17 protein-coding genes are annotated in these 18,092 nt (G+C 71.4%); 6 read left to right on the forward strand and 11 right to left on the reverse strand.

What is annotated here, in order from left to right; translation table 11 throughout:
* Positions 1 to 20: 20 nt before the first annotated feature.
* Both LL648_RS45215 and LL648_RS15105 read right to left on the reverse strand, forming a co-directional pair.
* Entirely contained in the window at positions 21 to 1,556 is a 1,536-nt protein-coding gene (locus LL648_RS45215) for an OmpA family protein (RefSeq protein ID WP_232663177.1), read from the reverse strand.
* An 82-nt stretch (positions 1,557 to 1,638) separates the two neighbouring features.
* Complete coding sequence (locus LL648_RS15105) at positions 1,639 to 2,907, reverse strand: MFS transporter (RefSeq protein WP_232663178.1); 1,269 nt, start codon at positions 2,905 to 2,907, stop codon at positions 1,639 to 1,641.
* Between the two features lie 124 nt (positions 2,908 to 3,031).
* Here LL648_RS15105 and LL648_RS15110 point away from each other — a divergent pair, with 124 nt between their 5' ends.
* Positions 3,032 to 4,159, forward strand: a complete 1,128-nt coding sequence (locus LL648_RS15110; protein WP_232663179.1) for a hypothetical protein — start codon at positions 3,032 to 3,034, stop codon at positions 4,157 to 4,159.
* A 210-nt stretch (positions 4,160 to 4,369) separates the two neighbouring features.
* Positions 4,370 to 4,516: a hypothetical protein gene (locus tag LL648_RS15115; RefSeq protein ID WP_232663180.1), complete on the forward strand. Its 147-nt coding sequence runs from the start codon at positions 4,370 to 4,372 to the stop codon at positions 4,514 to 4,516.
* Between the two features lie 6 nt (positions 4,517 to 4,522).
* Here LL648_RS15115 and LL648_RS15120 read toward each other — a convergent pair whose 3' ends face one another.
* The 3 genes from LL648_RS15120 to LL648_RS15130 all read right to left on the reverse strand — a co-directional run bounded on the left by LL648_RS15120 (position 4,523) and on the right by LL648_RS15130 (position 7,695).
* Positions 4,523 to 5,536 (reverse strand): TerC/Alx family metal homeostasis membrane protein, encoded by a 1,014-nt coding sequence (locus tag LL648_RS15120; protein WP_232663181.1) that lies wholly within the window; start codon positions 5,534 to 5,536, stop codon positions 4,523 to 4,525.
* A gap of 174 nt (positions 5,537 to 5,710) precedes the next feature.
* Positions 5,711 to 6,568: an SCO6745 family protein gene (locus tag LL648_RS15125; protein WP_374112046.1), complete on the reverse strand. Its 858-nt coding sequence runs from the start codon at positions 6,566 to 6,568 to the stop codon at positions 5,711 to 5,713.
* Positions 6,569 to 6,597: 29 nt separating this feature from the next.
* Positions 6,598 to 7,695 carry an App1 family protein gene (locus LL648_RS15130; RefSeq protein WP_232663182.1) on the reverse strand — a complete coding sequence of 366 codons (1,098 nt, stop codon included), beginning with the start codon at positions 7,693 to 7,695 and terminating at the stop codon, positions 6,598 to 6,600.
* 82 nt (positions 7,696 to 7,777) lie between these two features.
* Here LL648_RS15130 and LL648_RS15135 point away from each other — a divergent pair, with 82 nt between their 5' ends.
* Both LL648_RS15135 and LL648_RS15140 read left to right on the forward strand, forming a co-directional pair.
* A complete protein-coding gene (locus LL648_RS15135) occupies positions 7,778 to 8,443 on the forward strand; it encodes an HAD hydrolase-like protein (RefSeq protein WP_232663183.1) in 666 nt (221 codons plus the stop codon).
* A 42-nt stretch (positions 8,444 to 8,485) separates the two neighbouring features.
* Positions 8,486 to 9,313 carry an alpha/beta fold hydrolase gene (locus LL648_RS15140; protein WP_232663184.1) on the forward strand — a complete coding sequence of 276 codons (828 nt, stop codon included), beginning with the start codon at positions 8,486 to 8,488 and terminating at the stop codon, positions 9,311 to 9,313.
* A gap of 365 nt (positions 9,314 to 9,678) precedes the next feature.
* Here the strand turns inward: LL648_RS15140 and LL648_RS15145 are convergent, their stop codons facing one another.
* From LL648_RS15145 to LL648_RS15170, 6 genes are all read right to left on the reverse strand, one after another.
* Positions 9,679 to 10,158, reverse strand: coding sequence for a cupin domain-containing protein (locus LL648_RS15145; RefSeq protein WP_232663185.1), 480 nt, complete (start codon positions 10,156 to 10,158; stop codon positions 9,679 to 9,681).
* Positions 10,159 to 10,287: 129 nt separating this feature from the next.
* Positions 10,288 to 11,277, reverse strand: a complete 990-nt coding sequence (locus tag LL648_RS15150; RefSeq protein ID WP_232663186.1) for an ABC transporter substrate-binding protein — start codon at positions 11,275 to 11,277, stop codon at positions 10,288 to 10,290.
* 29 nt (positions 11,278 to 11,306) lie between these two features.
* Positions 11,307 to 12,308 carry an ABC transporter permease gene (locus tag LL648_RS15155; RefSeq protein ID WP_232663187.1) on the reverse strand — a complete coding sequence of 334 codons (1,002 nt, stop codon included), beginning with the start codon at positions 12,306 to 12,308 and terminating at the stop codon, positions 11,307 to 11,309.
* Entirely contained in the window at positions 12,305 to 13,081 is a 777-nt protein-coding gene (locus LL648_RS15160; protein WP_232663188.1) for an ATP-binding cassette domain-containing protein, read from the reverse strand. Before LL648_RS15160 ends, LL648_RS15155 begins: the two co-directional genes overlap by 4 nt.
* Before the next feature lie 184 nt (positions 13,082 to 13,265).
* On the reverse strand, positions 13,266 to 14,777 hold the full coding sequence (gene glpK, locus LL648_RS15165) for a glycerol kinase GlpK (protein WP_232663395.1): 1,512 nt from the start codon (positions 14,775 to 14,777) through the stop codon (positions 13,266 to 13,268).
* A 30-nt stretch (positions 14,778 to 14,807) separates the two neighbouring features.
* Entirely contained in the window at positions 14,808 to 15,572 is a 765-nt protein-coding gene (locus LL648_RS15170; RefSeq protein WP_232663189.1) for an IclR family transcriptional regulator, read from the reverse strand.
* A gap of 143 nt (positions 15,573 to 15,715) precedes the next feature.
* On the opposite strand from LL648_RS15170, the gene LL648_RS15175 reads away from it, so the two are divergent.
* Both LL648_RS15175 and glpK (LL648_RS15180) read left to right on the forward strand, forming a co-directional pair.
* On the forward strand, positions 15,716 to 16,528 hold the full coding sequence (locus LL648_RS15175; RefSeq protein WP_232663190.1) for an MIP/aquaporin family protein: 813 nt from the start codon (positions 15,716 to 15,718) through the stop codon (positions 16,526 to 16,528).
* Between the two features lie 22 nt (positions 16,529 to 16,550).
* Positions 16,551 to 18,068 carry a glycerol kinase GlpK gene (gene glpK / locus LL648_RS15180; RefSeq protein WP_232663191.1) on the forward strand — a complete coding sequence of 506 codons (1,518 nt, stop codon included), beginning with the start codon at positions 16,551 to 16,553 and terminating at the stop codon, positions 18,066 to 18,068.
* The last annotated feature ends 24 nt before the right edge of the window (positions 18,069 to 18,092 follow it).

Raw genomic sequence — 18,092 nt, forward strand, 5'->3', positions numbered from 1 at the left:
AGCCGCCGACTGACCCCGGGTCACCGCCGGACCAGCGGCGCCGGGATGCGGGTGCCCAGGCCGCCGACACCGACGTTCACCGACGTCTCCGCCGGCCCCGGCGCGATGAACAGCGCCCACTGGTGGACCTTGCCGCCCGGCGGGATCTTGTCGTTGCCGAGGTACGTGGCATTCAGGTATCCGATGGTGGTCAGGTCCCACCACGCCGGCTCGAACCCGCACGTCGGGTACCAGCGGCCGGCGCCGTCGAGCAGCGTCAGCTCGCCACCGTTGTCCTCCCGCTCGCCGACCCGCGCCGTGTCGGCGAGGTAGCCGACTGCAACGTCCTCGGCGCCGGTGTTGCTCAGCTCCACCTGCGCCAGGGCGAACCCGGCGCGGATCGCGACGCTCTGCACAGTGGCGACGAGCCCCTGCCCCTCCAGCTTGGTGTTGACCGGTTGGGTGGGGGTCCCGGTGGTGTCCGGCTGCGCCGCCAGCCGCGCGACGGTGAGCTCCACGCGGCGGTTCTGCGCGCGGCCATCCGGGTCGTCGGAGCCGTCGGGCTTGTTGTTCTGCGCTATGGGGCTCTTCTCGCCCGCGCCCTCCGTCTGCAGGGTGAAGCCGGAGACGAGTTCCGCGGCCAGCGCCTCCTTGACCGCAGCCGCCCGCTTCTCCGAGAGCGCCTGGTTGGAAGCGTCGTCGCCGATGGCGTCGGTGTGCCCGGTGATCGTCACGGTGGCCGGCGGTGATCCGATCCGGCCCGCGACGACACCGAGGGTCGCGGCCGCCCCGGGTGAGAGCTTCGCGCTCCCGAAGTCGAAGAGCGAGTCGGTGCGCAGCTGCACCTGCGACTCGGTCTCCTTCAGCGGTGCCCGCTCGATCGAGCTGCACAGCACCGGCGCGACCCGGGAGGTGCGCGACTCCGGCGTGCTGCTGCCGTGCAGGACGGGGTCGTCGCGCAGCGCGGGCGAGCCGATCGGCTGCACGGGCAGCTCGACCGGCTGGAAGATGTCGGTCAGCACCATCATCGACGTGGTCTCGGGCGGCGGTGCGGGGAACACGATCGACACCGTCGCCTCGGCGCCGGGAGCGATGTCCTCGATCGACGACATGCTGATCCGTTCGTGGTCGGGGAACGTGTCGGGGATCTGCACGGCGTTCTGACCGGAGTGCGCCGGCGCGTATCCGGTGCCACGTGGCAGGTCGACCAGCGTGACGATCACGTGCGTGTGCGGGTCGAGCCCCAATCCGAGCGGGCTCAGGACGTCACCGGTGTTGTTGGCCAGCTCGAACTGCAGCGCCACGTCCTCTTCCGACGACCGGACGAGCCGCATGTCGCGGGCCTCGATCTGCAAGGTCGAGGAGATCGACGGCACGCCGCCTCCGGGAGCGACGGGGGCCGGTGCCGCCGCGGCGCCGGACGGTGCCGACGTCGACGCCGGGGTCGACGAGTCGGCGGCGGGGCGCGGCTGGCCGACGATCCCGGCACATGCCGAAGTCGCCAGCAGCAGCGCCGCGGTCGCGCCGGCCACGGCCACGCGGCGCGTCGCTGCGGGCATCGGGATCACATCTCTCACGGTCGGTCCTCCTCGTGCGTGCGGCCGACCCTCCCGCGAGCGAGTTGCACGCGGATAACACGCCGATCTCATCGCCCAGATCTCATCGCACAGAAGTGATCCGGTAGACCAGCACCGCGCCGAGCACCATCACCGCAGCAGCGACGAGGTACAGCACCGGGTAGCCGAAGCTCGTCACCACCGGCACCGCCACCACCGGGGCCAGCACCTGCGGGAGGGAGCTGGCGACGTTGAGCAGCCCGAGGTGCCCCGCCCGCTCCCCCGAGCTGGGCAGCACCTGCGTGAGCAGCGCGAGGTCGACGGAGGTGTAGGCGCCGAACCCGATGCCGAGCACGGCGCCGGCGACGAGCACGGCGACCCACGACGTCCACCCGGCGATCAGGAACCCGGCAACCGCCATCACGAGCCCACCGCCGCAGACGAAGACCCGGCGCTTGCCGACGCGGTCCGACCACACCCCGGCCAGCACGACCGAGGCCAGCAGCGCCACGAGGTACACGAGCGTGACCGTCAGCAGGGCGACGTTCGGCTGCGGCAGCCGCAGCACGTCCTTCAGGTAGAAGAACAGGTAGAGCAGGGCGATCGCGTTGCCCATGTTGATCAGGAATCGGGTCAACCAGGCCCACCCGAAGTCGGGGTGCGCCACCGGGTTCACCCAGAATCCCGCGACGAACGAGCGCAGGTCCCACGTCGGGCGCGGGATGTCGAGCGGCGCCCGTTCGCGGCTGACCACGAGGTGCGGCGCCACGGCCAGCAGCACCACGACCGCGCAGGCCACGTACCCGAGCGCGACGCCGTGCGCGCCGATCTCGCCTGCAGCCGTCCCGATGCCGGTGCCGATCGCGATCCCGAGGATCAGCGCGAGGCCGAGGTACCCCGCGGCCGTTCCGCGCTGCCGGGCCGGCACCTGGTCGGGGATGACGGCGCTGAGGCCGGCGTAGGACGCGTTGAGCATCGTCTGCACACCGCACCAGCCGATGATCATGACCAGCACCGTCGGTGCCGCCGCCAGCACACAGAGCGCCACCGCGCCGCCGGCCGCGCCGATCACGATCCACGGCGCCCTGCGGCCGAACCGCGAGCGGCTGCGGTCGGAGATCACGCCGAACAGCGGGTTCGCCACCAGCGAGAAGAACGCACCGACGCCCAGCACGAGCCCCAGCGTCGCCTCCTTGCCGCCGGGGGCGAGCTGCTCGGCCTGCAGCGGCAGCAGGAGCTGGATGGGCCCCGACAGCCCGACGAAGATCCCGACCCAGGCCAGGAGGAACCGCGCGATCCAGCCGGTCGAGACCTGCTGCTCCGGTTCGGCCGGCGCGGGGGACGGGATGCCCGCAGGCGTTCGGTCGGCCACTGCAGCAGTCTGCCCCGATCGGACGCAAAACACGTACACCGCCTCACCCGCGCCCGGCTTGATCCGGGAGTATCGGTGCACGATGAAGGCACTGAAACCCCTAGAGGAAGACCCACGACGTCTTGTGCTCGAGAGGGCGGCCGTCCTGCTCGCGCCCGTGTGGGTGTACCTGGCGGTTCGCGCCACGGGCGTGCTGGCGCTGGCGATCATGGCGGTGGCCGATCGCTCCGACGTGCTCAGCGAGCTGACCGCGTGGGACGGCGGGTGGCTGCTGGCGATCGCGCAGTACGGCTACGCGGGCGTGCCCGACGACATGCTCGACGCGTTCGGCAATCACACGCCGACGACCCCGCTCGGGTTCTTCCCCGGCTATCCCGGCGCGGTCGCCGCCGTCGGCCTGCTGACCGGCGGCAACCTCGTCGCCGCCGGGCTGGTCGTCAGCGTGGCCGCCGGCATCGCGGCCGCCTTCGCGCTGGCGACGCTCGGCGAGATCGTGCCCGGCGGGTCGCGGCGCGCCGGCCTCCTGCTCGTCGCGCTGTTCGCGGCCATGCCGATGGGCGTCGTCCTCTCGATGACCTACACGGAGGCGCTGTTCTGCGCGTTCGCGGCGTGGGCGCTGGTCGGTGTGGTGCGCCGGCAGTGGCTGCTGGCCGGGTTGTGCACGGCGGGCGCCGGGCTGGTGCGCCCGACCGCGAGCGCGCTGATCGCCGCCGTCGGGCTTGCCGCGCTCGTCGCCGTGATCACGCGCAAGGACGGGTGGCGACCGTGGGCGGGTGGCGCGCTGGCGGCGTCGGGCATGCTCGGCTACCTCGCGTACGTCGGGGTGCAGTCGGGTGTGTGGAACGGCTGGTTCGTGATCCAGCGGACCGGGTGGGGCTGGTACGTCGACGGCGGCGGCTCCACCGCCGAGTTCGTCGCCGACATGCTGGTCAACGGCGAGACGATCTTCGACGTCGCGGTGCTCACCACGCTGCTGGCCGGCGTCGCGCTCTTCGTCGTCGCCGTGCGGATGCGGCTGCCGTGGCCGTTGCTCGTCTACGGCGGGCTCGTGCTCGTCATGGTCTGGGGCAGCGAGGGGCTCACCTACGCGAAGGTGCGGCTCATGGTGCCGGCGTTCGTGCTGCTCCTTCCCGTCGCGATCGGGTTGGCGAAACGGCGACCGGGCACGGCCCTCGCCGTCACGATCTCCGTCGTGGTGGCGTCGGCATGGTTCGGCGGCTACGCACTGACGATCTGGAGATACGGGATCTGAGGGCCGGAACCACCTCGGATACGGTCTCCCGATGGGTGATAGCAGCGGTCGCGTCGGCCGGTATGTCCGGATGGTGGCGATGCCGGGCCAGGGTGACGCGCTGGCCACGACCCTGCTGCGGGTCGCCGACGCGCTGCGCGACAGCCCCGGCTGCGAGCTCTACCTGATCAACGCGGCCGCCGACGAGCCGGACACCGTCTGGGTCACAGAGTGTGGACCGACGCCGAGGCGTCGGATCGTGCGCTCGGCGGCGAGCTGGGCGAGCTCGGCATCGGCGACGTGCTCGCCCTGCTGGCCGGCCCGCCGGAGCTCGTCGACCTCACCCCGCTCGGCGGCGCCGGCCTCGGCGCGCGCTGACCCTCGTCAGCTTTCCGCCTGCTCCTTCTTCTCCACCGACTTGTGCGCGGTCAGCGAGCCGGCGTGGGCCTTCGCGGTCGGGTCGCCCTTGGTCTTGACGAGGCTCGCGACCGTCACGATCACCAGCACACCGATGATCACGCCGAGGCTGACCGGCGTCGAGATCTCGGGCACCACAGCACTGATGTCGACGTGCGCCCAGTGCAGGATCAGCTTGACCCCGATGAACGCGAGGATGATCGCCAGCCCGGTCGAGAGGTACACCAGCCGATCGAGCAGGCCCTTGACCAGGAAGAACAGCGCACGAAGCCCGAGCAGGGCGAAGGCGTTGGCGACGAAGACGATGTAGGCCTCGCTGGTCACGCCGAACACCGCGGGGATCGAGTCGAGCGCGAACAGCAGGTCGATGCTGCCGATCGCGAGCAGCACGATGAACATCGGCGTCAGCATCCGGCGGCCGTCGATCTTCGTGACGATGCGGCCGCCGACGTACTCCTCGGTGATCGGCAGGATCCGCCGGGCGGTGCGCACGACGGCGTTGTCCTCGACGTCGGGATCCTCGTCGCGGTGGCGGAACAGCTGCACGGCCGTGTAGACGAGCAGCAGCCCGAACAGCAGGAACATGAACGAGAAGAGCGAGAGCAGCGCGGCGCCGAGCGCGATGAAGATCGCGCGGAGGATCAGGGCGAGCACGATCCCGTAGGTCAGAACCTTGTGCTGGTGCTCGTCGGGCACGGCGAACGTCGTCATGATGATCACGAAGACGAACAGGTTGTCGACCGAGAGGCTCTTCTCGACGATGTACCCGGCGAAGTACTGGGTGCCGAAGTCGCCGCCGTGGGCCATCGCGAACCAGACCCCGAACGCGATCGCCACAGCCACGTAGAACACCGACCACAGCGTGGCTTCACGGAACCCGACCTTGTGCGGCCGCGCCGCGGCGAGGATCAGATCCAGTGCGAGCAGCCCGACGACCAACCCGATCGTCACCGCCCATGTGAGCCCGCTGATCTCCAGCACCCGATTCCTCCACTCAGTCCATTACGAATCCTTTACCAAACGGGCCGGCCCCGCGACGAGTTCCCGGAGTGACCACCCCACCGTCGCGCACTAGTCGCACACCCGCCGCACACGATGCCTGGAAAGCCACTTTCCCGGCGTCAGGCGCCCGGAAAGTGGCTTTCCAGGCACCCGTTAGCGGGACCTCGCGAAGACGCCGTCCGGGAAGGCACCTGCCGCGACCACCTGGCGCGCGAGCCCGCGCCCGAGCTCGCCCAGCCGCGCGGTCGCGTCCGCGCCGATCGTCCGGTACGGGCCGGCGCCCAGCCGGTTCGTGTCGTCCTCGATCCGGGCGCGCAGCGCGGCACCGTCGGCGGTGAGCGCGCCGTCGGCGTCGAGGATGCCGCGCTCGCGCAGCCGCGCGACCGCGGCCGCCCATTCCTCGTCCGACCAGCCGCGGCTCTTCTTCGCGAACGGCGTGACGAAGCCGTTGCCCGTCGCCGTGTAGCTGACCAGCGCCTCCAGCCCGTCGAGCTCGGCATCGAGCAGGAGCAAGACGTGCCCGTCGCCGCGATGCTCGCGCAGGATGGTGATCGCGTGCCAGAGCACCGTGCGCGGCTCGACGGGCCACTCCAGGTCGAGGTGCCCCGCCGCCAGCGCGCGCCCCTGCACCGTGCACGCCTCGGCGGCCTTGCGGGCGATCTCCGCGGCCTCGGCGACCTCCGGCGACTCGAGCCCGTCGGCGCCGAGCATGCGGCGCAGCGTCGCGTCGACGGCGGCGTACCGGGCCGCTGTGATCGTCGCCGGGTCGGCCAGCTCCCAGGCCGCCGGAATGCTGCGGGCGACGAGGCCGGGGTGGAAGTTGTAGAACGTCGCCGTCACGACCGAAGGCCCGACCGCGCCCATCGGGGCCGAGCGGCTCGCGAAGTACGGCATGCGCCCGCGTTTGAGCCCGATCGCGGTGAGGTGCTCCTCCGTCTCCGGCGCGAAGTAGCTCATCGCGTGAAGGGGTTCGAGAACGCGGGCGACGCGGCCGGCAGCTGCTGTATCCACCGGCCGGACGGTACCTCCAGCGCGGAGGTTCAGCTGATCTCCGCAACGGCATCCGGGTGCAGCAGCCCGATCGTCGCCGCGTGCGCCGCGATCTGCGTGCTGTCGTCGACCGCGAGCATCGGCACACCGGCGGCCGAGACCTCGGCCGCGAGCGCGTCGACCTCCAGCACCCTGCTGCGCAGCGCGTGCCGGGTGCGCCGGATGTAGACGGCGGTGATCCGGTCGGGGTGCTCCCGCGCGAGCGTCGCGTAGATCTCGGGGTCGGCCTGCCCGGAGTCGCCGATCAGCACCAGCGAGAGCCGCGGGTGCTCGCCGAGCAACCGGCGCACGACGCCGAGCTTGTGCTCCTGCGCGCCGATCCGGAAGAGCCCGCTCTTCGACGGCCCCCAGTCGGTGAGCAGCAGCGGCCCCAGCGGGAACCGGCGCAGCGCGATGAACTCCAACAGCATCTCGTGCAGGTTCCACGGGCTGGTGGAGAGATAGAAGACCGGCCGCGGCGGGCCGGCGGCCTCCACCAGCGCCCGGTAGAGCGCGGCGGCGCCGGGCAGCGGCGTGCGGTCGCGGGTCTCGGTGAGCAGTGTCGCTCGGATGAACTCCATGCCCCGGCTGATGCCGGTCTCCAGGATCGTGTCGTCGACGTCGCTGACGATCCCGATCTCCGACTCCGGGTCGACCACGAGCACCTGCGCCGACGCCCGCGCCCCGTCCTTGAGCTCCAGCGGCACCTCGTGCCACCCCGGCGTGATCACGTCGACGTCCAGCACTGCGTCGAGGTAGCCGTCGCGGTCGGTGCGCACCCGCCGCGGCCCCAGCGGCTCCCCCACCTGCACCATCGCGCCCGGCACCTCGACGGTCAGGAACCGCGCGATGCTCGAGCGCAGGATCGCCCGGCGCGAGCGCCGGGTCGGCTTGGCCGCACTCGGGATGCCGACGGCAGGCGCGGCCACCTCCGGTCGCCCGTAGACGACCCGCGCGCCGACCCGCACCTTGCGCGTGGTGCCGTGCCCGATGAACGGCACGACCATCGGGTGGTGGCGGCCGCGGACCCGCAACGCGAGCAGCACGCCCTCCTGGACGATGTCCTCGACGATCATCGCCGCTCTGACGAGAACCTTCCGCAGCTGCACGCGCACCACGTCGTGTGGGTACAGCACCGCGCGCCGCGGCGCCACAGCGGGCCCCCGATACGCACGAACGTAGGCTCCCTCCGTGCGCACAGCCCTCCTCGACCTCGACGGCACGCTCGTCGACTCCGCCGCCCTGATCACGGAGCACCTCTCGGCCGCGCTCGCGTCCGTCGGGAGGCCGGTGCCGGCCGCCGACCTCCGCTCGTTCGTCGGCCCGCCCTTCGAGACCGCCCTGCCGGCGCTCGGGCTGACCGGGGAGCAGACGGCGGCCGTGGTGACGGCGTACCGCGCCTCGTACGACAAGGTCGCCGCCACGCAGACGCCGCTCTACCCGCGGGTCCCCGAGCTGCTGCAAGGCCTCGCCGACGCAGGCATCCAGCTGGCGGTCGCGACCTCCAAGCCGGAGCGGCTCGCCCGTGCGATCGCCGCCGGGGTCGGCATCGCGGGCCGGTTCGCACTGGTCGGCGGCGCCGACCACGTCGGCGGGCGGGTCGGGAAGGCGGCCGTTGTCGGGTCGGTGCTGGAGCGGCTGGCCGTCGACCCGACGCGCGAGCCCGTCGTCATGGTCGGCGACCGCCACCACGACGTCGACGGCGCCGCGGAGCACGGCATCCCGACCGTCGCGGTGACCTGGGGTTACGCCGAGCCGGGCGAGCTGCATGGCGCGGCGAAGGTCGTCGGCGACGTCGACGAGCTGCTCGACGTGCTGACCTCCGGCGCGGTGTGGTCGGTGCCGCCGCCGGCCTGAACTATCAGCATTCTGTCAGCGCGCCGTGCGCATGCTGGCGGCATGACCATCTCCGCTGCCCGCACCAACCCCGGTACCGCCGTCGCCGCCGATGGCACCCGGATCGCCTACCAGCGCATCGGCGAGGGACCGCCCGTCGTCGTGCTACCCGGCGCTTTGAACCACGGCGAGGCGTGGCGGGACGTCGCTGAGCAGCTTGCGGCCGAGTACACGTTCCTGCTCGTCGACCGGCGGTTCTACCCCCCGAGCGGGGCCGGGCCGACCCCGTCGTCGTTCACGGCGGAGACCGCGGACGTCCGGGCGATGATCGAGGCGGCCGGCGAGCCGGTGCACCTGTTCGGCCACTCCTACGGCGGGCTGCTCGCCCTGCACGCGGCGCTCGCCGACCCGTCGGGTATCCGGTCGTTGCTGCTGTACGAGCCGCCGGTGCTGGCGGGCGGACCGCACGTCGCCCCTGTGCTGCAACGGTTCCGCGAGCAGCTCGACGGCGGGAACCCCCTCGGGGCACTCATGATTTTCCTCACCGAGATCGTGAAGGTCGACCCCGCGGAGCTCGGCAACATGATCGGCGATGACGGGCCGCCGCCGACGACCGAAGAGGTCGCCGGGTTCGTCGACCCGCTCCTGCACGACATCGAGTCGCTGAGCGGGATGCCGACCGACCCGACGCACTGGTCGCCGATCGAGCTGCCCGTGCTGCTCATGGCCGGCGGGCGGAGCTGGGGCAGCGTGCAGGCGAGCACGGCGGCGATCCGCGCGGCGCTGCCGGGCGCCGAGGTCGTGACGTGGCCGGAGCAGACGCACTTCGCCAACATGCTGGTGCCCGACGAGGTGGCGGCGACCCTCCGCGAGTACCTGCGGAAGCACTAGGCCGCGAAGTTCCCCAGGTGCCGGGAGCGCCCGGAGGTTGGGGGGCGGCGCGCACTCAGTCATGAGAAGGCGTGAATGACGGTGAGTTGACCACGTCCGAGGGCTCCCTGTCGCAGCCGCCGGGTCGGACGTCTTGAACGAACGGCACTCTCGTCCAATAGGTGTGGACGAAAGTGCCGTTCGTTCACCACGTGCCCGTGGCTTTCCTGCCCCAACCCCGGGGTGAGCTGCGCGAACGGCACTTTCGGACGATAGGTTGGCCTGAAAGTGCCGTTCGCGCGCATCCCGGCGCTCGCAGGACGCGCCCAGCCCATGGTGATCCACGGTGGTGCGTCGCGCACGCATCCTGCTCTCGGGGACGCGGCTCAGCGGCGCACGACCTTCGCCACCACCGAGAGCAGCGCGAACAGTGGCCCCTGCAGCGCGGGCGGCGGTTTGACGAACCGCACCTCCGCGGTGTGGGCGCGGGCGACGGGCGCGAAGTCGAGCAACGTGCCACCGCGCCCGACGGCGGCGTCCATCCCGGCGTAGAACCCTTCCGTGCCCAGCGCCGGGCGGGTCTGCCAGATCGCGCGCGCACCGCCGTCCAGTGCGGTCATCGCGTGCACGGTGCCGCGCGGGATCTCCAGCACCTCCCCTGCGGCGACCACCCGCTCCTCGGTGCCGACCAGCACCCGGAGGCTGCCCTCGAGGATCTCGAAACGCTCGTCCTGCGCGGGGTGGAAGTGCGCGGGCGGCAACGCCCCGCCCTTCGCCCAGACGGACTCGACCTCGAGCAGCTCGGCGTCCGCGACCCTGACGGTGAGCGTCTGGTGCGGGGAAAGCCGGTACGTGGCGCCGGTCACCGGCACACGATCACACGGTGAGGGGCGCAGGACAACGTCCCTCACCCCGAACTTCCCCACCGTTTTGCCTATTTGCACACCCCGGAAGGCGTGCAGGTTGGCAAAACGGTGGGGAAGTTGGGGCTGCGGTCAGCACTCCGTCTTGTAGAAGTACTGCTCCTTCTGCGTCATGTCGGCCTGGGTCAGCGCCACGAGGTCCGTCTGGATCTCGCGGGTGACGGCCTTGCCCTCGATCGCGGCGACGGCCTGCTGCACGCCCTGCTTGCCGATCGTGGCCGGGTCCTGTGCGATGAGCGCGGCGACCTCGCCCGCCTTCAGGTCCTCGACCTGGTTGGGGCTGGCGTCGAAGCCGACGAGCTTGACCTGCTCGGTCTTGCCGGCGTTGCGCAGACCGGTCGCGGCACCCTCACCGGAGTTGAGGTTGGTCGCGAAGATCGCAGTCAGGTCGGGGTCGCTGGAGAGCTTCGCCGAGACCTTCTGCGCGGCAACGGACGGCTCGTTGTCGGTGTACTCCTGCCCGAGCGACGTGATGCCGGGGAACTTCTTGATCTCCTCCTCGAAGCCCTTCGCGCGCGCGTCGGTCGTCGAGGTGCCGGCCTTGGTGTTCAGCACGAGCACCTTGCCCTTCTCCCCGATCAGCTTCGCGACGGTCTGCGCGGCGAGTCGCCCGCCCTGCTCGTTGTTCGACGAGACGGTCGAGAGCGCCACCCCGGTGTCCTGCAGCCGCGTGTCGACCTCGACGACCTTGATCCCGGCGTCCTTCAGCTGCGTCATCGGGTTGGCCAGCGCGACGTCGTCGGTCGGCGCGATCAGCACGCCCGCCGGCTTCGTGGCGAGCACACCGGTGACGATCGGCGTCTGCAGTGCCGCCTCGAACTTGTCGGGCGCCTGCGTGTCGATCTGGTAGCCCAGCGCCGCGGCCTCCTGCTGCGCGCCGCACTGCATCGAGATGTAGAACGGCTCGGCCTTGACGCCGGGGATGAGCACGAGGTTCTTGTTCGCCGGGGCGGCGCCGGTGCCACCTCCGTTGCCGCTGCCGATCGTCCCGCCGCCGCAGCCGGCGAGCACGGCCGCCAGCGTCACGGCGCCCACGACACCCCAGACCCGCTTGCCCGTCATCGTGCCTCCCCATCGAGTAGATCCGGCGGTCAGCGTTCCCGCGACCGCCGTCGCACCTGGTCGAACCACACCGCGGCCACCAGCACGCCGCTGATCGCCACCGGCTGCCAGAACTGCTGCACGCCGACGATCACGAACCCCTTGGTCAGCACGGCCGGGATGAACACCCCGATGACCGTGCCGAACACCGTCCCGATGCCGCCGAACAGGCTGGTCCCGCCCAGCACGACGGCCGCGATCGCGTTGAGGTTGTCGGTCGAGTGGCCGCCGATCGTCGTCGTGCCGAAGTAGGCGAGCGACATGAACCCGGCCAGCCCCGCCAGCAGTCCGACGCCCGTGTAGACGCGGATCAGGTGCCCGCTGACGGGGATGCCGGCGCGCCGCGCGGCCTCCGCGTTCGACCCGACCGCAAACGTGCGCCTGCCGAATCTCGTCGTGTGCAGGAGCCAGCCGCCGAGCAGGGTCACGAGCGCCGCCAGCGCGACCATGTGCGGGATCTGCGCCGTCTGGCCGAAGCCGAGGCCGTCGCGCAGGATCTTCGGCACCGTGCGGACGTCGACACCGTCGGTGGTGAGCTGTGCGGCGCCGAGCGCGGCACCGAACGACCCGAGCGTCACGATCAGCGGCGGCAGCTTCGCCTTCGCGATCAGCAGGCCGTTGACCAGCCCCCATGCCGAGCCCGCGACGAGGGCGGCGAGCAGTCCCAGCAGGACGATGCCGACGCCCGCGCCGGACGCGTTGCTGCCGGGGCTGAGGCCCTCCATCACCTTGGCCCCGATGACGCCGGCGAACACCAGCACCGAGCCGACCGAGAGGTCGATGCCCGCCGTGATGATCACGAACGTCATCCCGACCGCCAACACGAGCAGCACCGACGCCTCGATCAGCAGCGTCTGCAGCGTGAACAGGGTCGGGAAGGCGTCCGGCCGCAGCAGGCTGAACAGCACGCAGAGCACGACCAGCACGAGGCCGATCCAGAATGTCGACGCGCCGAGCAGGCGCTGCCGCAGTGGTCGACGCTCGTCGTTCACCGGTCGTCCTCCTGCGTGAGCGCGCCGGTCATCGCGCCGACGAGCTGTTCGAGCGTCACCTCGGCCGCGGCGAACCGGGCCACCCGCGCGCCCATCCGCAGCACCTCGATCCGGTCGGCGACCGCCAGCACCTCCGGCATGTTGTGGCTGATCAGCACGACCGCGACGCCGTCGTCCCGGACCGCCCTGATCACGTCGAGGACCCGCTCGCGCTGCACGACGCCGAGCGCGGCCGTCGGCTCGTCGAGGAAGACCACCCGGCTCGCCCACACCACCGAGCGGGCCACCGCAACACTCTGCCGCTGCCCGCCGGAGAGCGAGCCGATCGGGACGTCGAGGCTCTGCAACGTCACTCCCAGCCGGGCGAAGTGCTCGGCGGCCTGCGTCCGCATGGTCGCCTTGTCCAGCATGCCCAGCGCGCCGAGCAGGCCGGGGCGGCGCAGCTCCCGGCCGAGGAAGAGGTTGGCCGCGGGATCGAGGTCGGGCGCGACGGCGAGGTCCTGGTAGGCGGTCTCGATGCCCAGCTGACGGGCGGCCGTCGGGGAGTCGAGCACCACCGGTCGCCCGTCGATCAGGATCTCGCCGGAGTCCGGGCGCTCGACCCCGGAGAGGCACTTCACGAGCGTCGACTTGCCGGCGCCGTTGTCGCCGATCAGCGCGACGACCTCGCCGGCCGCGATGTCGAACGACGCACCGCGCAACGCCTGCACCGAGCCGTAGCTCTTGCGCAGCTCACGCGCCCGCAGCAAAGGCTCCGCGACCGATCCGGACACGTCGTCGTCCCCCTGATCTTTCCGGCCCCTGATCTTCCGGCGTCCGCGCACACTAACCCCGCGCGGGCGCCGTGCAAGGTCACGAACGCGTGACGCCGACGACGCCCACCACCCGAACTTCACCACCGTTTTGCCAACCTGCACACCGTTTGCCTGTGCAGGTTGGCAAAACGGTGGGGACCTTCTACGAGTCGTCGGGTTTCTGCACCCAGCCGTAGCTGCGGTTGACGGCGCGGCCCCAGTTGTCGTGCTCCCGCCGGCGCAGCGCGGCGTCCATCGCCGGCTCCCAGGCGGCCGCGCGGTGCCAGTTGGAGCGCAGCACCTCCACGTCCGACCAGTACCCGACGGCGAGCCCGGCCGCGTAGGCCGCGCCGAGCGACACCGCCTCCGACCCGAGCGGCCGCTCCACCGGCACGTCCAGCACGTCGGCGACGAACTGCATGAGCAGGTGGTTCGCCGTCATCCCGCCGTCGACCTTCAACCGCGTGACGGGCACCCCCGAATCGGCGTTCATCGCGTCGACGACCTCGCGGGTCTGCCAGCCGGTCGCCTCCAGCACCGCGCGGGCGAGGTGGCCGCGGTTGATGAACGACGTCAGCCCGACCATCACGCCGCGCGCGTCCGGGTGCCAGCGCGGCGAGTACAGGCCCGAGAACGCCGGCACGATGTAGCAGCCGCCGTTGTCGGGGACGGTGCTGGCGAGCGTCTCGATCTGCGCGGCCGTGCCGATCATGCCGAGCGAGTCGCGGAACCACTGCACCAGTGAGCCGGTCATCGCGATCGCGCCCTCCAGCGCGTAGACGGGCTTCTCGCCGAACAGGTAGCCGACGGTCGGGATCAGCCCGTGCGTCGACTCGGCCAGCCGGTGGCCCGTGTTCATCAGCAGGAACGCACCTGTGCCGTAGGTGCACTTGACCTCGCCGGAGGCGAAGCACGCCTGCCCGACCAGCGCCGCCTGCTGGTCGCCGAGCGCGCCCGCGACCGGGACGCCGGGCAGCACCGCCGTGCACGTGCCGTAGACCTCCGCGTTGGGGCGGATCTCCGGGAGCATGCTGCGCGGGACGTCGAGCACGTCGAGCAGCACGTCGGACCACTCAAGCGTGCGGATGTCCATCAGCATCGTGCGGCTGGCGTTGGTGACGTCGGTGACGTGCCGGCCGCCGTCGGGGCCACCGGTGAGCCACCAGATCAGCCAGCTCTCCATCGTCCCGAAGAGCACGTCGCCGGCCTCGGCGCCGGCGCGCGCTCCCGGGACGTGGTCGAGCAGCCAGCGCAGGCGCGGGCCGGCGAAGTACGTGGCGGGCGGGAGCCCGCAGAGCGCGGTGACGGTCTCGGCCACGCCGGCGTCGACGAGCCGGGCGACGATCCCGTCGGTGCGCGTGTCCTGCCAGGTGATCGCCCTGGCCAGCGGGGTGCCGGTGTGCCGGTTCCAGATCACGGTCGTCTCGCGCTGGTTGGCGATGCCCAGCCCGACGAGGCTCGACGGCTCCAGCCCCGCGCTGCGCAGGGCGGCAGGCACGATCCGGGTGACGTTGCGCCAGATCTCCGCGGCGTCGTGCTCCGCCCGCCCCGGCGCCGGGTAGTGCTGCCGGTGCTCCCGCTGCGCCACGGCCAGCATCCGGCCGGCGCGGTTGAACAGCAGGCAGCGCGTCGACGTCGTGCCCTGGTCGATCGCGGCGACCACCCGCTCACCCACCACGGCCGGTCCCCCGTCCCGTTTCGCGTGTCACGGTGTGCTCGCCAGCACCGCAGAGATCTCCCGCGACGCGCCGAGCAGCTGCTCGGCCAGCTTGGGCCGCAGCTCACCGCCCAACCCGAAGAGCTCCTCCACGGGCCCGGCCACCCCGATCGCGCCGACCACCACCCCGCCGCTCGCGCGCAGCGGCGCCGCCGCGCCGCCCGTCCCCGCCTCGAACTCGCCGGCGTCGCTGGCCCATCCGCGGTGCCGGGCGGTGGCGAGGTGGGCGTCGAGCGCCGCGACGGTGACGCACGTGCGGCCGGTCCAGCGGTGCAGGTCGAGGTCGCGCGTGCGCGGGGTCGCGACGGGCGCGAAGGCGAGCAGGCACTTGCCCAGCGCGGTGGCGTGCAACGGCATCTCCGCACCCGTCCTGATCCGCTGCGGCGTGCCGTCGGGACGGAACACGTGGTGCACGAGCCGCACCGCGGTGAACGACACAACCCCGAGCTGAACCGCGAGCCCGCTGCTGCCGGCCAGCGAATCGGCCCAGTTCATCGACGCCGCGCGCAGGTCGTGCGGGTCCCAACCGCCGCGGCCGAGCTCCTGCAGGCCCGCGCCGAGCAGGTACCGGGCCGAGTCGACGTCCTGGTCGACGAAACCGACGTCGCGCAGCGTCCGGATGATCCCGTGCGCGGTCGGTCGGGGCAGGTCGAGCGCAGCGGCCAGCTCGTTCAGCCCGAGCGGCCGGTCGGTGCTGCCGAGCAGCCGCAGCACAGCTGCCGCCCGTTCGATCGACTGGATGGGTCCCGGCACGCGTGCGAGCCTACGACGATGCCTGTGATGTTCGTCCGGATGGCGGTTCGACAATGCCGAACACGGACCGTTGACCCACCGCGAGCGGGTTCCTAGCGTCCCCGTCACCCGCTACCCGGGCGGGATCCCATGGGAGGGCTTCGATGGCGAAGAACTCGTACGTCGGGGAGCTGCTTGCCGAGTTCCTCGGCACGATGATCCTCATTTTGTTCGGCGTCGGCGTGGTGGCGCAGGTGGTGACCACCCCGACCGGCGGCCTCGGCGACCACGACTCGATCGCGTGGGCGTGGGGCATCGGCGTGACGCTCGGCGTCTACGTCGCCGCGCGCCTCTCCGGCGCGCACCTGAACCCGGCCGTGACGATCGCGCTGGCCGCGTTCAAGGGCTTCGCATGGCGCAAAGTGCTGCCGTACTCCCTGGCCCAAACGGCGGGCGCGTTCGTGGCCGCCGCGATCGTCCGGTTCGTCTACGCCGACCTGATCTTCAAGGTCGACCCCGACCACACGATCAAGACCCAGGGCATCTTCTCGACGCTGCCGGGCAACGGCGCGGACGGCGTCACGATCACCACGGCGTTCTTCGACCAGATCGTCGGCACCGCGATCCTCGTCTTCGTGATCTTCGCGCTCACAACCGCGATGAACAACCCGCCGATGGCGAACCTCGGCCCGGTCGTCGTCGGCCTGCTCGTCGTCGGCATCGGCATGGCGTGGGGCGCGAACGCGGGCTACGCGATCAACCCGGCCCGTGACTTCGGCCCCCGACTGCTGACGCTCGTCACGGGGTACCAGGACGCGCTGTTCGACCAGAACGGGACGTTGTACTTCTGGCTACCGATCGTCGCCCCGATCATCGGCGGCCTGATCGGCGGCGCGCTGTTCAAGTACACGATCGAGAGCTACCTGCCCGTCGATCCCGAGCCGGTGACCGTGTCCGAACCCGACAAGACCGCCTGATCCCCGAGGAAGAGGAACCACCATGGCCGAATTCGTCGGAGCCGTCGACCAGGGCACGACCAGCACCCGATTCATGATCTTCGACCACTCGGGCAACGAGGTGGGCCGCCACCAGCTCGAGCACGAGCAGATCCTCCCGCAGGCCGGCTGGGTCGAGCACGACCCCGTCGAGATCTGGGAGCGCACGTCGTCCGTCCTGCAGTCGGCGCTCAACAAGACCGGGCTCTCCGCGAGCGACCTCGTCGCGCTGGGCATCACCAACCAGCGCGAGACCGCCGTCGTCTGGGACAAGCGCACCGGACGTCCGCTCTACAACGCGATCGTCTGGCAGGACACCCGCACCGACCGGATCGCCTCCGCGCTGGAGCGTGAAGGCAAGGGCGACGTGATCCGGCAGAAGGCCGGCCTGCCGCCCGCCACGTACTTCTCCGGCGGCAAGATCCAGTGGATCCTCGAGAACGTGGAGGGCGCCCGCGAAGCCGCCGAGAGCGGCAACGCGATCTTCGGGAACACCGACACCTGGCTGCTGTGGAACCTCACCGGCGGCAAGGACGGCGGCGTGCACGTCACCGACCCGACCAACGCCAGCCGCACGATGCTGATGAACCTCGAGACCCTCGACTGGGACGACGAGCTGCTCGGGTTCTTCAACATCCCCCGCTCGATGCTGCCCGAGATCAAGCCGAGCTCGTCGCCCGACCCGTACGGGCTCACGCTCGCGAACGGGCCGCTGGGCGGCGAGGTGCGGATCACCGGCGACCTCGGCGACCAGCAGGCCGCCACCGTCGGACAGGTGTGCTTCGCCCCCGGCGAGGCGAAGAACACCTACGGCACGGGCAACTTCATGCTGCTCAACACCGGCACCGAGCTGGTGCGTTCGAAGGCGGGCCTGCTCACGACCGTCTGCTACAAGTTCGGCGACTCCGCGCCCGTCTACGCGCTGGAGGGCTCGATCGCCGTCACGGGCTCGGCCGTGCAGTGGCTGCGCGACCAGCTCGGGATCATCTCGGGCGCGTCGCAGAGCGAGGCGCTGGCCCGTCAGGTGGAGGACAACGGCGGGGTGTACTTCGTGCCGGCGTTCTCGGGGCTCTTCGCGCCGTACTGGCGGTCCGACGCGCGCGGCGCGATCGTCGGGCTCTCGCGCTTCAACACCAACGCGCACCTGGCCAGGGCGACGCTGGAGGCGATCTGCTACCAGAGCCGCGACGTCGCGGAGGCCATGGAGAAGGACTCCGGAGTGGTGCTGGAGGTGCTCAAGGTCGACGGCGGCGTGACCGCCAACGAGCTGTGCATGCAGATCCAGGCCGACGTGCTCGGCGTGCCGGTGAGCCGGCCCGTCGTCGCGGAGACCACCGCGCTCGGCGCGGCCTACGCGGCCGGGCTCGCCGTCGGGTTCTGGAAGAACACCGACGAGCTGCGCGCCAACTGGAACGAGTCGAAGCGCTGGTCGCCCCAGTGGAGTGACGAGCAGCGCACGACCGGGTACGAGCGCTGGAAGAAGGCCGTGACCCGGACGTTGGACTGGGTGGACGTCGACTAGAAGTTCTTTCCGACAAGGCACTAC

The organism is Pseudonocardia sp. TRM90224 (assembly GCF_021245725.1).
In the GTDB taxonomy this organism is placed as follows: domain Bacteria; phylum Actinomycetota; class Actinomycetes; order Mycobacteriales; family Pseudonocardiaceae; genus Pseudonocardia.

Coding starts and splice junctions, on each gene's coding strand:
- LL648_RS15140 (WP_232663184.1), top strand. CDS start 8,486: ATGACCATCTCCGCTGCCCGCACCAACCCCGGTACCGCCGTCGCCGCC.
- LL648_RS15150 (WP_232663186.1), bottom strand. CDS start 11,277: ATGACGGGCAAGCGGGTCTGGGGTGTCGTGGGCGCCGTGACGCTGGCG.
- LL648_RS15175 (WP_232663190.1), top strand. CDS start 15,716: ATGGCGAAGAACTCGTACGTCGGGGAGCTGCTTGCCGAGTTCCTCGGC.
- glpK (WP_232663191.1), top strand. CDS start 16,551: ATGGCCGAATTCGTCGGAGCCGTCGACCAGGGCACGACCAGCACCCGA.